Annotated in this window: 12 protein-coding genes; 6 read left to right on the top strand and 6 right to left on the bottom strand. The window is 68.7% G+C overall.

Annotated features, from left to right (window positions below):
• Nucleotide 1: 1 nt before the first annotated feature.
• From AB0B66_RS36810 to AB0B66_RS36800, 3 genes are read left to right on the top strand one after another with little or no spacing between them, the layout of a single operon-like run.
• A complete protein-coding gene (locus AB0B66_RS36810) occupies nt 2–928 on the top strand; it encodes a sugar ABC transporter permease (protein WP_360538958.1) in 927 nt (308 codons plus the stop codon).
• Nucleotides 925–1,773: a carbohydrate ABC transporter permease gene (locus tag AB0B66_RS36805; RefSeq protein ID WP_360538955.1), complete on the top strand. Its 849-nt coding sequence runs from the start codon at nt 925–927 to the stop codon at nt 1,771–1,773. The genes AB0B66_RS36810 and AB0B66_RS36805 overlap by 4 nt, the downstream gene beginning before the upstream one ends.
• Nucleotides 1,773–2,786 (top strand): LacI family DNA-binding transcriptional regulator, encoded by a 1,014-nt coding sequence (locus AB0B66_RS36800; protein WP_360538952.1) that lies wholly within the window; start codon nt 1,773–1,775, stop codon nt 2,784–2,786. The genes AB0B66_RS36805 and AB0B66_RS36800 overlap by 1 nt, the downstream gene beginning before the upstream one ends.
• Nucleotides 2,787–2,954: 168 nt before the next feature.
• Here AB0B66_RS36800 and AB0B66_RS36795 read toward each other — a convergent pair whose 3' ends face one another.
• The 4 genes from AB0B66_RS36795 to AB0B66_RS36780 form a co-directional block, all read right to left on the bottom strand.
• Entirely contained in the window at nt 2,955–3,194 is a 240-nt protein-coding gene (locus AB0B66_RS36795) for a hypothetical protein (RefSeq protein WP_360538949.1), read from the bottom strand.
• A 10-nt stretch (nt 3,195–3,204) separates the two neighbouring features.
• Nucleotides 3,205–3,474, bottom strand: coding sequence for a hypothetical protein (locus AB0B66_RS36790; RefSeq protein ID WP_360538947.1), 270 nt, complete (start codon nt 3,472–3,474; stop codon nt 3,205–3,207).
• Nucleotides 3,475–3,548: 74 nt separating this feature from the next.
• Nucleotides 3,549–5,435, bottom strand: a complete 1,887-nt coding sequence (locus AB0B66_RS36785) for a GTPase (RefSeq protein ID WP_360538944.1) — start codon at nt 5,433–5,435, stop codon at nt 3,549–3,551.
• Nucleotides 5,393–9,130: a GTPase gene (locus AB0B66_RS36780; RefSeq protein ID WP_360538941.1), complete on the bottom strand. Its 3,738-nt coding sequence runs from the start codon at nt 9,128–9,130 to the stop codon at nt 5,393–5,395. Before AB0B66_RS36780 ends, AB0B66_RS36785 begins: the two co-directional genes overlap by 43 nt.
• Before the next feature lie 315 nt (nt 9,131–9,445).
• Here AB0B66_RS36780 and AB0B66_RS36775 point away from each other — a divergent pair, with 315 nt between their 5' ends.
• Both AB0B66_RS36775 and AB0B66_RS36770 read left to right on the top strand, forming a co-directional pair.
• A complete protein-coding gene (locus AB0B66_RS36775; protein ID WP_360538938.1) occupies nt 9,446–10,735 on the top strand; it encodes a helix-turn-helix transcriptional regulator in 1,290 nt (429 codons plus the stop codon).
• Nucleotides 10,736–10,829: 94 nt separating this feature from the next.
• Nucleotides 10,830–11,663 (top strand): toll/interleukin-1 receptor domain-containing protein, encoded by an 834-nt coding sequence (locus AB0B66_RS36770; RefSeq protein WP_360538935.1) that lies wholly within the window; start codon nt 10,830–10,832, stop codon nt 11,661–11,663.
• Nucleotides 11,664–11,848: 185 nt separating this feature from the next.
• On the opposite strand, the gene AB0B66_RS36765 is transcribed toward AB0B66_RS36770, so the two are convergent.
• Together AB0B66_RS36765 and AB0B66_RS36760 are read right to left on the bottom strand one after the other, a co-directional pair.
• Entirely contained in the window at nt 11,849–12,550 is a 702-nt protein-coding gene (locus AB0B66_RS36765) for a hypothetical protein (RefSeq protein ID WP_360538932.1), read from the bottom strand.
• 119 nt (nt 12,551–12,669) lie between these two features.
• The gene (locus AB0B66_RS36760) at nt 12,670–13,305 is read right to left on the bottom strand and encodes a TetR/AcrR family transcriptional regulator (protein WP_360538929.1); all 636 of its coding nucleotides are present in this window, start codon (nt 13,303–13,305) and stop codon (nt 12,670–12,672) included.
• A gap of 61 nt (nt 13,306–13,366) precedes the next feature.
• Here AB0B66_RS36760 and AB0B66_RS36755 point away from each other — a divergent pair, with 61 nt between their 5' ends.
• Nucleotides 13,367–14,530, top strand: coding sequence for an FAD-dependent monooxygenase (locus AB0B66_RS36755; RefSeq protein ID WP_360538926.1), 1,164 nt, complete (start codon nt 13,367–13,369; stop codon nt 14,528–14,530).
• Nucleotides 14,531–15,328 lie beyond the last annotated feature (798 nt).

Raw genomic sequence — 15,328 nt, 5'->3', positions numbered from 1 at the left:
AATGACCAAGGCACACCGGGGCGCCCGCGCACATCGCGCGGGCGCCACCCCCTACCTCTACCTGCTCCCCGCGGTGGTGCTGTTCACCCTGTTCATCGCCGCGCCGATCGGGTACACCGCCTACCTGAGCCTGCGCCAGGTCAAGTTCTCCGGGCTGGGCCTGGGCCGCAAGTCGCGCACCGAGATCTTCGTCGGCCTCGACAACTACCGCACGGCCGTGGCCGACGGGGAGTTCTGGGCGGGCTGGCTGCGCGTGCTCGGATACGCCACCCTGGTCCTGGTCCTGATGCTCGGGCTGGCCCTGCTGTTCGCGCTGCTGCTGGACTCGGCACGGGTGCGGCTGGCCCGCTTCTCCCGCATCGCGATCTTCCTGCCGTACGCGGTGCCGGGCGTGGTGGCCACCCTGCTCTGGGGCTTTCTCTACCTGCCGAGCCTGAGCCCGATCCACGCCACGCTGCGAGCGCTCGGGATCGAGGGCGTGGACCTGCTCAGCCCGAGCACGGTCATGTTCTCCATGGTCAACGTGGCGATCTGGGGCGGCACCGGCTTCAACATGCTGGTCCTGTACACCCAGTTGCGGGCCATCCCCCGCGACTACTACGAGGCCGCCCGCATCGACGGCGCGGGCGAGCTGGCCATCGCGCTGCGGGTCAAGGTGCCGATCCTGGCCCCCGCGCTGGTGCTGACCACGGTGTTCTCCATCATCGCGACGATCCAGGTGTTCACCGAGCCGATGACGCTGCGGCCCATCTCCAACGCGGTCAGCTCCACCTGGAGCCCGCTGATGAAGGTGTACCGCGACGCGTTCGTCACCGGCGACCTCTACAGCGCCGCCGCCACCTCGCTGGTCATCGCCGCGATCTCCGTGGTGCCGTCACTGCTGTTCATGCGCCTGGTCCGCCGCCAGGCCTTCGGGGAGGAACGATGACCACCAAAGGGGTACGCCGACCGCTCGGGCTCGCGCCGACCGCGGTGCTGCTGCTCGGGGCGCTGTACTGCCTGCTGCCGGTGTGCTGGGTGCTCGCCGCGTCGACCAAGACGCGCGGGGAGCTGTTCACCACCAACGCGTTCGCCCCGGGCACCGGCCTGTTCGACAACATCGCCGACCTGTCGGCGTACCGGGACGGGATCTTCTGGCAGTGGATGGCCAACACCGCGCTGTACGCCGGCGTCGGTGCGCTGCTGTCCACGGCCGTGTCGGTGCTGGCCGGCTACGCCCTGGCGAAGTTCCGGTTCTTCGGTCGTGACGCGATCTTCACGGTGCTGATCGGCGGCATCCTGGTCCCTGCCGTGGTGCTCGCCGTGCCGCAGTACCTGCTGCTGGCCAAGGCCGGGCTCGCCAACACGTACTGGGCGGTGCTGCTGCCCAGCATCCTGCACCCGTACAGCATCTACCTGGCCCGCATCTACGCCGCCGCGGCGATTCCGGACGCGCTGCTGGAAGCCGGGCGCATCGACGGAGCGGGCGAGCACCGGCTGCTGCGGGTGGTGGCGGTGCCGCTGATGCTGCCCGGCATGGTGACGATCTTCCTGTTCCAGTTCGTGGCGATCTGGAACAACTTCCTGCTGCCGTTCATCATGCTCGCCGACGACGAGCGCTTCCCGCTCACCGTCGGCCTGTACACGCTGCTGGCCACCGGGGCCAACCAGCCCGCCCTGTACAACCTCGTCATCACCGGCGCCCTGCTGTCGATCATCCCCCTGATCGCGCTGTTCCTGACCATGCAGAGGTACTGGCGAACGGACCTGTCCGGCGGGTCTGTGAAATCCTGATGCCTGTGACCAACAAGCGGCGTCCCACGATCCACGACGTGGCCCGTGCCTCGGGAGTCTCCCGGGGCACGGTGTCCCGTGCCCTCAACGGCGACCCGTACGTGAGCACCGCCGCGCTCGCCGCCGTCCGCCGCGCCGTCGCCGAGACCGGGTACGTCGTCAACCGCGCCGCGCGCAGCCTGGTCACCCAGCGCACCGGCACCGTGGTCATGGTGCTGAGCGAGCCGCAGGAGAAGCTGTTCGAGGACCCGAACTTCAGCGTCCTGCTGCGGGTGGCGACCCGGCGGCTGGCCCAGCGCGACGTGGCCCTGGTGATGATGGTCGCCGGGGACGACGGCGACCGCGAGCGCGTCGTGCGCTACCTGCGCGGCGGCCACGCCGACGGGGTGCTGCTGCTGTCGGCGCACTCCGGCGACCCGCTGCTCGGCGAACTCGAAGGCCTGTCCATCCCGGCCGTGGCCTGCGGCGCGGTCCTCGGCCGCGAGGGCGTGATCCCGTACGCCGCCGCCGACGACCGCGAGGGTGCCCGCCAGATGGCGCAGTACCTCGTCGACCAGGGGCGTAAGAAGATCGCCACGATCACTGGGCCGCTGGACACCCCCGGCGGGCTCAACCGGCTCGAAGGCTTCTGCGACGTGCTCGGGCGCAAGGCGGTCAAGAAGCTGATCGCGCACGGCGACTACTCGCGCCACAGCGGCGAGGCCGCCATGCGCGAACTGCTCGACCGGGTGCCGGACCTCGACGCCGTCTTCGTCGGCTCCGACCTGATGGCCGCCGGGGCCCTGGCCGTCCTGCGCGAACGCGGCCGCCGCGTCCCCGAGGACGTCGCCGTCGGCGGCTTCGACGACTCCGCCATCGCCGGCTCCACCCACCCGAAGCTGACCACGGTCCGCCAGCCGCTGGAACAGGTCGCCACGGAGACCGTCCGCCTCCTGCTGGAACTGATCGACGGCGCCGACCAGGTCGACTCCCTCATCCTGCCCACCGAACTCATCCCCCGCGAATCTGCTTGAGGTCCACCGCTCTTCGAGGCGGCCGAGCTCCGCAAGAGCGTCTGCCGCGTCCTATCTCCGTTAAAGGCGGTGTGCGGGCCGCCGTCACAGCGATGCCGGTTCCGGTTTGCGATGACCCATCGCCGGGCCTCAAGTCGCGGCCTGCCGGCCACCCGTCCCGTGGTCGGCTCACAGGTCCAAGGCTTGGAGGAGGTGGTCGATGTCAGGCACGTCGAAGAATTCGAGGATCGCGGCGAGTGCACCCGCCGAACCGAGGCCTGCTGCCACCAGCTCCCAGCCGCCGGTGCCCTTCAGGAATTGGATGACGTGGCCACATTCTGTGCGCGAGCATTTGAACGTCTTGAGGGTCACCGACTTGTCGAAGAGGTCGAGGGTGGGTTCTTTGCAGTTGGGGCATAGTTCGCTCATGATAGCCGCCTCACGGAAATGACGAGAAGTCGAATTCGGCACATTCGTACTTGGCCTTCAGGCCGTCCATGAGCTCGCGATATTCGGCGAGTTCTCGGCGTTCGCCGGGCACTGCCACCTCGGCGAATAGCAGGTAGAAAAGTTTTCCGAACGGGCCGCGGACGGACGACACCCGGTCTTCGAACATGATTGACTTGTGGTTGCGAAGGCGCTGCAGGTGCTGTACGACGGCGATCTTCTCTTGGTCGGTGAGCATCTCGAAGGTCAGTTTCTTGGCCATATGGTCACCGTCGTCTCGTGTGTGGGGTGCCCCGGCTCGGCGAAGTCGGGGCACGTGACGCACGTTCTTGCCGCTTACCGCGGCGGTTGGGCCAGCAGGCGGGACAGCGCTTCGGCCGCGGCGAGGAGCACCTGAATCCGCGCGGCGGTCTTCTTGCGGTCGTCGTCTGAGGCGGTGTGCGTGTCGAGCGCGGCACGGACTTGGTTGAGCGCCGTGATCCAGGGCGAGGTGCTGCCGGCGGCTCCGGTCTCGGCCGCGACGACGTCGTCGACGAGCTGGGCAAGCATGCGGTCCCGTTCGGCGTTGGCCTGTACGGTCCGCTGTGCGTGGGCGTTCTCCGACATGATCCGGGCGACTTCGACGATGCCGCCGACGACGATGGGCGCGGCGGCCGCGGCCCTGTTGGTCAGCTTGAGTCGGCGGGCGATCTTGGCAGCATTGTCGGGGTCGCCCAGCTCCGGGTTGCGTTCCAGGTAGGCCATGAGCGGACCGGTGCCAGGAATGCTCATCAGGCGCTCGCGGTCGAACTGGGGCATGCCGGAGGTGGAGGCTCGGTTGAGGATGGCGAACACACCCGACCGCTGGTCGGTCGCGATGTGACCGACTGCCTCGTCGTACCCGGCGATCAGGGACGCCGCTCGGTCGACGGTGAAGCCGAAGCTGCTCTCGAAGGATTTGCGCAGTGCCGGTCCGGCCGCGTCGCTGAGGGTGACCAGGCGTGTGATCGTGGGTGAGCTCATCGGCGAGCTCAGGTCTGCGCGCGGTGCGGCGCCTAGTGATCGGACGCTGTCGAGTGTGCCGGCGAGCGAATCCGAAACCGAGCCGCGCCCGGCGGAGCCGAAGTCGGTGTCGGCGTCGAACTGGCTGGCCAGCTGCGCGAGTTCGTGCAGGGACTGGGTGTGCCATGTGGTGAGGGCAGTCTGCAGGCGGGCGCCGTCCGAGTCCGATGACGGTCGTTCGGCGGCGAGCATCACCGCGCGCAGTTCTCGGTGCACGATGGTTCGCAGGCGTGCCTCGCAGGCTGCCGCGACCGCGGTGAGCTTTTCGCGCCATACACCGATGCGCCGGCGTGCGTCGTCGGCTGACTCCAGCAGTTCGCGTTGAGCGGCGAGCTGGGACTCGGCGCTGTCGATCGCGTCCTGGGCCGCCCGAGTCCAATGCCGCACGGCGCTGGCGTGGCGCAGCGGTGTCCGGTGGTGGATGCCGGCGTGCAGCGCTGCGACGAACTCGGTGATGGAGTCGAAGCTGCGGCTGGCGTCGTAGTTGGCGGCGACCGGGCTGGCTCGGCGTGAGTTGATGCGCCACGCGTCGGCGCACACGGTGTGCACCGGTGGCAAGGCTTCGCTGATGCCGGCCGCGCGTAGGGCGTTGACGACGGTTTGCCGTTTGGTTTCCTTGAGCTCCTGGTAGGCGGCTAGATCGGAGCGTGGATCCACGCCTGCCTCGTCCAGCTGATTGACGACGATGTGCAGGCTGCCGTCGGGATATCGGTGGCCGGATCGGGTGAGCATTCTGGTGATCCTGCGGACTTCGGCTTGCCGCAGCAATGGTGTGGTCACCACCACGAGCACGTCGGTCAGCGCGGCGGCGGCGTCCGCGCGGCGATCGTGCTCGGGGGCACCACTGTCGAGGCCGGGGGTGTCGATGTAGTCGACGTCGCCGGAGGCCACAACGTGTGTTTCGTATTGGGTGCGGTCGGCTCCGGCGCGTACCGATTCGGGCACGGGGGTGCCGTCTTCGGCCAGCAGCCGCCGGATGAGGCTGGACTTGCCGCTGTTGAAAACACCCCACATTGTGATCTTGGTGCGGGGATCGGTGTTGAAGGCATGCCACAGGTCGCGAAGCTGCTGAACGTGTGGTTCGCCCTCGATGTGCCAGATCTGCTCGTCGATCTTTTCCGCCCAGTCATGCCATGTCGTCATGGGTGCCGCCTTTCGAGAGTGCCCTGTGCGGTGTCGCACAGTCGCTGGTAGATCGCGCGGCGGTCAGCCAGCTCGCCGATCGGGCCGGCCATGGCCTGTTGCCGCCGCTGGACGGCCTGGATGTTCTGTGCCAGGCGCTGGCGTGCCTCTGCCAGCACCGGGAGCACCTGGTCGTTGTCGAGCACCACGGCCGCGTACCGGTCGCCGGCCCTGTGTAGGTCAGCGATGTGCTGGTGATGGCGCTGTTGTTCCAGTCGTTCATCGCGCCGGTCGAGGAAGATGTCGAGGACGGCGGTGCCGATGGCGATGCCAGGCGCCACTCGGCCGCCGAATCGAGCCAAGGTGCCGATTTTGGTGGCCGCCTCACCGAACAAAGCAGCGAGACCGCGCAGCGTGCCGGAGGCGACCGCCCCGCCGTCACCGATGCTGAAGATCTTCTTTCCCCGTAGGTGACGCAGCGTCACCAGAACGTCGTCGGCCGGCGTCGTCCTGCCCGGATCCCTGCCGGACCAGTCCTGCGCCGCCCGTTCACACCACTCGCGGGCGCGCCGGACGGTCTCCAGTCGCCATGCGTCGATCTGGTCCAGCAGTGCCCGGTCCTGGCCGAACCTTTCGAGGGTGTGCACGCGGGCACGGCGCTCGTCGTCGCTGACCGCATCGCGGATCTGGGCGAGGCTGTCTTCGAGGTATTGGTGCACGAGTCGGCTCAGCGCCTCCCGTTGTGCGGCGTTGAGAATGAGCGCCGACTCGCAGAGCCTCTCAATGTCGACGACCGTACGCGCGCGGCGGGCAGCCGCGCCTTCGGCGTTGGCGATCTCGGCGTCGCACTTCTCGACGAGTTGGCCGAAGCCGAGCACCCCGCGGTGCAGTACCGAGATGTCGGCCGCGTGGGCTGCGAGCATCGGCCGTGCCGACTTCAGCGCTGCAGCGAAGTCTGCCATGCCGTCCCAGGCGCGCGGCTCACCACGGGTCCAACGGGCGTGGGTGGCGATGCTGACGACGCTGCGCTCGTCGATGCGATGGTCACCGGCGATCTCGTTGATCACCTTGACGAGTTCCTCCTCCTTCGTGCGGCAGCAGCGCGCGAATTCGCCCGGGTCGGAGCGGGGATCGACGCCATGCAGGTCGCTGCGGTTGATCACAAAGACGGTCCGGTCGATCTTGGCGACCTGTCCCCGCGCGGTGTCCCCGGTGAGCAGTGCACGCAGGTCTTTTCGAGTGCCTCCGCCGAGGTCGGGGTTGAACAGGTAGCAAACCACCGCAGCCGTGGGTGCGGCTGCGAGCGCGCCTGCGGTGTGCTCCGGCACGCCGCTGTCGAAGCCTGGCGTGTCTACCAGGCTGTAGCCTTCCCACTCATACGCGTCGGCCCGGTTGGTGCTGGGGCCGACCCCCGACATGAGCGAAGCGGGGATGGGCAGTCCGCGGTCGCGCAGCAGACGTTTGATCAGCGTGGTTTTGCCGCCGTCGTAGTTGCCACAGATCATGATCTCCGGGTCGGTCCGGCGTGCGAGATGTGCGAGTTCCCGCAGCAGTGGACGGGCATCCCGGTCGTGACGCAGTGCCTTGGTCGCCTCGTCGAGCCAGGCACGGCCGGAGCCGGGCTGCGGATGCTGCGCGAGCTCATGCAACTTCCAGCGCAGTCGAGGACCGGTGACCAGGTCTTCCGGCGCGATCGGACATTCCTTTTCGGGCGCGAACTGCTGGCCGTGGCCGCGCAGCCCGTACGGGTCGGTACACCAGCTCTCACCGAGAAATACCTGGTAGGCCGCTTCCGGGTCATTGCCGGCGCGTCGCTGCAGCACCGTGCGGGCAGCCTCGGCAATGATCGCCGGGCCGGACGGCGGGGTGCCGATGCCGTCGATGATCTCCTGCAAGCCGGCTACGTGCCACCGGGTACGGCGCTCCGCCTCGCGCAAGCCGCGGGCCGCTTGAACGATCTCGCTGGTTGCCGCCAGCGCGGCGGCCATGGTGAGCTCGGCATGGCGGACCATGTCGGCTCGCTGGTCGGTGAAATACGTCGTCACAGCCTGGCGCAGCGAAGTTCGCAGCTTGTTGCGCGACTCTTCACGCGCACGCTGGCTCCACCAGATCAGGACCCTGCCGAGCAGTGAGGCTCCCACGCCGATTAGCGCCGCTGCCCAGCCAAGCGGATTCCAGAAGGCGACCGCGGCAATACCGCCGGCCAGTGGCACGAGGCGCCCCAGCACTCGGCGCGCGCGCCCGTCGCGCCCGGTGGCGGGGCCGAGACCCACCGGGCCTGCGGCGCCGAACTCGGGCAGCCGCACGGTAATGCTGTCGAGATGCTCCTCCAGATGACCAAGAAACCGGCCGTATGCCCGCCGTGTCGCGGCATCCATGTCGACGCCCTCGAACACGGCCGCGCGTACCTCGTCCTCGCTGTGTTTGCGGTGCAGGGTCATCGTCTCGTTGACGAACCGGTCGACATTGTCGAGCGCACGGCGCTGCAGCGGCGCCAGTTCCGCCTCGATGACCAGATCGGCGAAGGTGAGCGCGGTGCCGCGAGCCACGACAGGCACCGGGTGACCCAGCTGCCGCAGCCGCTCGATCTCCAGCCTGGTGAGTTGATAGGCCTGCGTGAGGTCGGCGAGTTCTGCGGCCCCGACTTTCAGGCCGCTGAAGTCCGGCTCCACCGCGATGGGGGTCCCGGTGACGGCCAGCCGCCGGTTCAGCCCGTTGGCGACTCCGTTTGCGGTGTCGGCCAGATCGTATGCCGTGCCGTCGAGCGAAGCACAGTGCCCCGCCAGCTCAGCGGCGATGGTCCGCCGGTAGGAGCCAAGCCGCAGATCGACACCGTGGTTGCCGATCGTCTCCTCCAGCAACTCCATCAGAACCGGCAGGTTCGACCACTCCATCACGCGGTCGACACCATGCGCAGTAATGATCTTGTGTTGGGAGACGGGGTCCTGCCCTTTGTAGGGCCGGCAGCGTGCGAATGCGGCCAGCTGCGCCTGCACCGCGATGATCGGCACATCGGGCAATCCGTAGAACGCCAGCTGGCTGCGGATGCGGTGCGCCTGCTTGAGTACGTCGTCCGAGAGCTCCCGACGCTCGGCGTTGGTGGAGCAAAACTGCTCGTATGGGCGCCGCCACATGCTCGCCGCAACGTTGAGCAGCGCCACCGCAGGTTTTCCCTTGCTGATCACTTCCTCGGCGATCTCGCGGAACTCCGACTCCTTCTGGTTGCGGTCACGAAAGCACAGCAGGACCAGATCGGCGTTCTTCAGTTCGGCCAGTGTCAGTCGGTGCAGTCGCTGCGGGTCGACCTCGCCGGTATCCGCGCCGTTGAATCCGGGCACGTCGCTGATGAGACAGCCCGCCCAGTTGACCGCGTGCGGCTCCTTGGTGAAATTGAGGCTGCCGTCGGGGGAGATCCCGGCCCCGCTTTCGCCCAGCAATGCCGCATGCAGGGTGCTCTTTCCGACCCCAGACTCGCCGAAGAGCATGGGCCGCAGGTACTTGCTCTGGCCGGGCTTTTGCGCGGCGAGGTCGGCGAGCTCGCCGGCCACCCGCCGGCAGGCGTCCTCAAAACGCCTCAGCGCCGCAGCGGCCAGCGGATGCTGCCGCCCTGGCCGCTTCTGCAACGCGGTCTCATACAACGCAGACGACTGGTGGGTGAGTTCCTTGGCCAATGCTTTGGCCTGCGCGATGCTGGCCTTGTGGGCTCGGCGCCCGCTGTCACTCAGTCGCTCTGACGCACCATGCGATGTGGTCATCCACGCTCCCCCTGCAAATGTCACTGTGTGGCAGCATTCTTGGACGGAGTGCAACCACACCAGCGGACAACAGGCCGTAGTCCGCTACCGGAACAGCGGCCGACGGCACCCGTGCAGCGGAGGCACCGACATGGGCCCAGCCGTTCCTCGACTGCGAACCGGGTGCCCGGTGACCGGCTGAACGATCGATCGCCACTCGTCCGAACACCCTTCGACACCTGCGCCTCGCTACCGGCACACTCCACAATGGCGGCCGCCGATCGTTTCCCACCACGGTTTTCAGCTACCCTCTCGCCAAGGACACCGGAAACGCCGTTGGAGGAGGACACCTTGCGCGCCAGCTTGTTCGGCACCGAGTTGCGTCGCTTGCGGCTGCTTGCCGGACTGTCCCTAACCGACCTGGCCGGTCGCGTGAACTACAGCAAAAGTCACCTAAGCAAAATCGAACGCGGAGAGAAGGCCCCCACTGCCGACTTCGCTCGCCGTTGCGACAGCTTCTTCGCCCGCGACGGAGCTCTGGCATCGCTCGTCAGCGTGCCGGATCTCGGGGACACCGGCCGGGACGACGGCTGGTCCGGTCTGCACACCGCCGACGGCCCCTGGCTGATCCGCTTCGACCCCGACGGCGGCGGCCAGTTCCTAGCACCTGGGCAACCTCGCCTTGACAGCCGGGATGAGCCCGGCATGTTCCGTTGGCGGCCATCGCCGCCCAGCGCCGAGCCTGCCGGTGCCATGCTGGCGCCGATACTCGGGGCTGTCCGGGCGATGGCGCGCAGCGCTGCGTCCGGTGCCGTGTTCCCACTCGCCGTGGCCTTGGTCGGGCACGCCCGAGACGCGGCGCGAAACTCCCGCACCGACCGGGCGAGCCTGCTCAAACTCGGCTCACGCTCCGCCGAGCTGTGCGGATGGCTCGCTCAGGAGTGCGGTGACGACCGGGCCAGTCTGTGGTGGACCAAACTCGCCGTCGAACTATCCGACGCGGCGGGTGACACCCACATGGTCGCGTATGCCTACGTGCGGCGCGCGCTGGTGGCACTCTATTGCGGCGACGCTCAGCTCGCCCAGCGGTTGGCCGCGACCGTGGCCGAGCGGCCCACCGTCAGTCCGGGAATTCGGCGGCTGGCTGCGCAGCGTGAGGCACAGGCGTACGCCGCCATGGGCGACCTTCGCGGCTACCGTCGGGCCATCGGCCGGGCAGCCGATATCAGCGATATGGATAACGCGGCCGACACCTCGGGGCTCGGGCCGGGCAACTCCGGTGACCTCCTGCCGATCGTCACCGGCTGGTGCCAGTACGACCTGGGCAACGCTGACCAGGCAGTCGACCTGCTCGATCGTCACGTGCCCGCCATCCCCGCGACATCGCACCGTGCTCGTGCCCGTTTCGAGGTGCGCCGGGCCCTCGCCTACACCGACGTAGACGTCGCCCGCTCATGTGACTTGATGCACTCGGTGCTGCCCGACGTCCGCCGGGTTGACTCCGCGACGGTGCGCTCAGACCTGCACGCCTATACCCGTGCCGTGGCCAGGTGGCAGCATCGCAACTGCGTGCAAGAACTCATGCCGCAACTGCTACAGGCCCTGAGCGGCCCCTCCTACCCGTAGCCGCGCACTGACCCCAACCGCCGCCGCGAACCGTCCCCGACGGTGCCACCGGGAGCCTTCGCACCAGCGACATGAGTACGTAGGAGATGCGGACGTGCAGAAGTCTGAGGACAACCCACACCGTCACGCGGTGTTCATCAGCTTCCGCAACGGCGACGGCGAATGGGCCGCGGTCGCCTTGGACATGGTGTTGAAGGTGGAGTATGGCGACGAGAACGTCTTTCGGTCCAGTCGGTCCATACGCTCCGGCTACGAGTTCACCCACGAGTTGCAGACGGGCTTGCGCACCGCGTGCGCTGTACTGGTGGTGATCGGTAGGCAGTGGCTCTCCATCACCGACGACACCGGCAATCGCAAGATCGACCAGGTTGGCGACTGGGTTCGGCGCGAAGTCGGCGAGTCGCTGGTTGCCGGCATTCCGGTTATACCTGTCCTGGTCGACGGCGCCACCTTGCCAAGAGCCGCCGAGCTGCCGCCGGACATCTCAGCGCTGTCGGTCCGGCAGTCGGTGCGCCTGGACCGCAAGCAAGCCGAATCCGACATCGAGAACATGTTGCAGAAACTACGGCAGGCCGCACCGGGCATCGGTTCGCCGCCACCAGAGCCGCCCGAACGGCGGCCCGCTGTTCGGGCGCTCCCACGGCCCGTTCAAGTGAAGAAGACGTCGGCGACAGCCCGAATTCAGGCACTCCTGGTAACGCTCGCGTTGCGGGGAGCGTTGTCCGGCAAAGGGTTGAGCCCCGACGACCTTGCCCGCCGCGATGCGCTTCTACGCGCCGTCAACCACAGACTGCGTGGTGAACCGGAGCTCGCTCTGGCCATAGTGCTGGGCCTGCCGCACCGTCCTACCGACGCCCCACGATCCCCCATGCTGGAGCAGCTCGAACAGTTCGCGTACACCGGTCAGCTCGGCGGACTCGTACCGTAGGACTCGACGGCAACCACGGCCCGCTGATCCGCGACGCCACCGAGGGCACAGCCAGGCGTACACCGACAAGCCCACCCTGACCGTCACCTTCGGCGCGGCCTGACCCGCATCCGGTGAACCGCCTGCCCGCCGATCGACCGGCGGGCAGGCGGTTCTTCACGTCGGCGTCACGGCCACAGAAGGCGTCACACCCGGTCGAGCGCCGATACGAGCCGGTCGTGTTCGGCCTGGGTGCCGATGCGGGCACGGTCCTCGGGGTGGTCGACGTACCACCTGATCGCGTCCACCACGAGATGCGGGTGGGTGTCCCAGCCGAGCGGCAGAAAGGCTCGGCCGCGCATACGCTCGGGCAGGAGGTCGGGCCGGGCGACGGTCAGCGCGAGGCTCCAGCTCGACGGCTTCGGACGGCGCGGGAGTCCGGGAGTCAGCGACTCCCAGGGGATGTCCGCGCCACCGGGCCCGGTCAGCCTGATGCCTTCGGCACGCAGTTCCAGCGCGGGCGAGCCGCGCCAGATCAGCACCGCGACCGCCGTGGCACACACGACGGATATCGTGATCAGCAGCGTGGTGCCGGGTCCGTGACCGTCCCACTCACCGAAGGCGGTGCGACCCGACAAGAGCAGCAGCCCGAAGCCCATCAGCCGCGACAAGTGCGACGGCGTGACGAACGCCCGCCCCGTCACGGTGAACGCCGCGGCGCTCCCGGAACGGCGGACGAACATGTAGACCAGCACGCCGAGTCCGCCCAGCGGCGCGGCCGCCCGCAACGGCCCTTCCCACAGGCTGCCCGCGAGCACGCCATCAGCGAGAAGCTGGACCGCCAGCATCGCCGCCAGAGTCAGCACGAGCAGAACACGGATGCGGTCCAGCGGCCGGATCGAGATCACGGCGCGCATCGTACCGATCCCCCGCCCGCCCCGCCGCCCTCAACGAAGGAAGGGCACCTTCTTATCGGTATGAGTAGAGGAAGGGCACCTTCTTAACCGTGCGTTGCGCGTCGCTCGCGTCAGCGCTGGTTGCGGGAGGGGTGGGCGGTGAGGGCGTGGAGGAGGGCTCGTACGGCGGTGGTGAGGTCGGCGCGGCTGTCGGGGGTGCCTGGCGGCGGGGCCGTCAGCGCGCCGGCCCCGGCGAGGCGGTCGAACAGCAGTCCGTCCACACAGGCCACGAAATGGTCGCCCGCGCGATCCGGGTCGGCGGAACCTGCGGCGGCCAGCATCGCGCGCGCCTGCACCCGCGACGCGGTGCCGTGGCCGAGGATGTCACGCAGCTCCGGATGGTGGGTCGCTTCGAGCACGCAAGCGTACCGGGCCAGGGCACGGCTGCGCCCGTCGGTGAGCCACCGGTCCAGCAGCGCGCCGGTCGCGGCCGCGATCCCGTCCAGGTCCGCCTCGCCCAGTTCCGGGGCGTACGCCGGTACGTCGTCGCTCGGCAAGCTCCCGGCCGCGAGGTCGGCCGCGTCGAGGTCGGCGAGCCGCTGCACGAGTGCCTCGATCAGGGCCTTGCGGGTCCGGTAGTACGCGGAGGTCGTGCCCGTCGGCAGTGCGGCGCGCGCGTCGACCGCCCGGTGGGTCAGGCCGCGCATGCCCTGCTCGGCAACGAGTGCGATGGCGGCGTCGGTGATGACGGCGTACCGGGTGACCACGTGGACCCTCGCTTTCTACGCCTGTAGTATGCCCTTTCTACAGATGTAGAAGAGGAGTGGCATGGACGCGATCGTCATCGGCGCGGGCATCGGCGGGCTGTGCGCGGCCGTCGGACTGCACCGACGCGGCTGGCAGGTCACCGTGCTGGAGCGTGCGGCCGACTTCGGCGAGGTCGGCGCGGGCCTGACCCTGATGGCCAACGGCCTGCGCGGGCTCGACGCGCTCGGGGTCGGCGACGCCGTCCGGGCCGCAGGACGTGCCGACGCGCCCGGCGGCACGCGTACCTCGTCGGGCCGCTGGATCTCGCGCATCGACGCCGACGCGATGACCAGGCTGCTGGGCACCGCCGCAGTGGGCATCCACCGGGCGTCCCTGCACGAGATCCTTCGGGCAGCGCTGCCAGCGGGGACGATCGTCACCGGAGCGCAGGTGACGGGACTCGGCCGACAGTCCGACATCGGGCATCACGTCGCCTACCAGTACGAGGGCAGGACGGTGACCGCGCAGGCAGCGCTCGTGGTGGCCGCGGACGGCATCGACAGCGCGGTACGGGCACAACTGTGGCCCGACCACCCGGGGCCGATCCACTCCGGCTCGACGGCATGGCTCGGCGTCACCGGACCTTGGACCGGTGAACGCGCGGCCGCGATCAGCTGGGGACCCGGTGCCGAGTTCGGCACCGTCCCGCTCGGCGACGGCCGGGTCTACTGGTTCGCCGCGGTCAACGCCCCCGCCGGGTTCCGCGTCGACGACGAGATGGCGGCCGTACGGGCGCGGTTCGGCGGCTGGCACTCTCCCGTGCCCGGCCTGCTCGATGCCACCGACCCGGCCACGGTGATCCGCACCGACCTGCGCCATCTCGCCACTGCTCTGCCGTCCTATGTACACGGCAACGTGGCGCTGCTCGGCGACGCCGCCCACGCCATGACGCCGAACCTGGGGCAGGGGGCTAACCAGGCCATCGAGGACGCGGTGGTAGTCGCCGCACTGTGCGGACCCGATGACGACATCCCTGCCGCACTGGCTGAATACGACCGGCAGCGCCGCCCCCGGTCGCAACGGGTCGCCCGCGCCGCCGCGCAGATCGGCCGGATCGGCCAACAGCTGGCGAACCCCGTAGCCATGGGACTGCGCAACACCGTCATGCGACTGACCCCGGCCCGGGTGGCTCTGCGATCGATGGCCCGGCATGCGAACTGGGACGCGCCCTCGATCCCGCGGTGACCTCCGGGATTCATGGCGTCGCGGTGGACCCACCCGGGATCGACGCCTCCGGACACGAGCACGCGTAGCCTCGCGCTCACCGTGGCCGCACACAGCCTGCACGGCCTCGGCGACCTGGGCTACGAAGGCGAGGTCGGCATCCTCACGGTCCCGATCAATTGGACCGAGGACGTCAGGCCGACTGAAGAACAGGCAGCCAAACTGACTCCAGGCCCATAACCGAGCCCGTACCCGTGCCGAGCAAACGAAAGCCGTACTGAAGACGAGCTTCAAAGCCCTACGTCATCGGCGCCCCGGCCCCCAACCCGATCGGCCAGATCGTCGCCTCCGCGCGTACTCCTGCACGTCGAGCGCGGCCGAACACATGATCACTCAGCGCCACGAGCAGTTACTAAACGCGGAGATTGGCCCACTCTCTTGGCGCATACAGGTCGGGTGAGGTCGTCGTCTCGCCCGCGCGGTCGTCGCTATTCGTGAACGGAGGTGCGGAAAGGGTACTGGCGGCTGCACCCGTGGACACGACGTGAGCCCTGGCCTGGTTGGCTGGGTCTCGACGATGATCACTGTGTCCGGCGGGCCGCTGCCGTCAGGTGGCGCGGCGATCGCGGGTTGACGTACACGAACTTGTGTCAGATTCCGGGGTTCGTCTTGCCGACACCGGCGGCGCCGCGAATGACGGCCAGCACTTCCGGAGCCTTAACGGCAATGCCGGGAAGATAAGCGTTGCCGCTGGTAGGGCCGCGTGTGCCCGAGGCGGCTCGGGTTGATGATCAGCGCCCCGGCGTGGCGGCATCGATA

Origin of the sequence: Catellatospora sp. NPDC049111, assembly GCF_040648615.1 — a bacterium.
GTDB classification, from domain to species: domain Bacteria; phylum Actinomycetota; class Actinomycetes; order Mycobacteriales; family Micromonosporaceae; genus Catellatospora; species Catellatospora aurea.
This window is presented reverse-complemented; position numbering and strand designations above follow the sequence as displayed.